General features: G+C 55.3%; 1 protein-coding gene. It reads left to right on the forward strand.

What is annotated here, in order from left to right; translation table 11 throughout:
- The coding region (locus tag V6259_RS19770) for a hypothetical protein (RefSeq protein WP_341585987.1) at positions 1-284 on the forward strand (284 nt) is incomplete at both ends.

Genomic DNA, 284 nt, shown 5'->3' on the forward strand with positions numbered 1-284 from the left:
GGATCTAAGTGGTCTGACCGACGGCACGATTACCGTCAGCGCTGTAGCAACTGATGATGCGGGCAACACGTCAACTAAAACGGATACGTTAGATTTAGACACGAGTGCGGACACCGACAGCAACTTCAGCGTGACCGTGGCGACAAGCGACGAGATCACCAACGCAGACGAAGCGGGCACGGTGAGTGTGACCTTGAGTGGCGTAGATGCGGACACCGAGACGGTGAAAGTGACGTTCAGTGATGGCACCAACAACGTGGTTGTGGATGCGACAGAAACTGACG

The organism is Marinomonas sp. TI.3.20 (assembly GCF_038155025.1).
GTDB lineage: Bacteria > Pseudomonadota > Gammaproteobacteria > Pseudomonadales > Marinomonadaceae > Marinomonas > Marinomonas flavescens.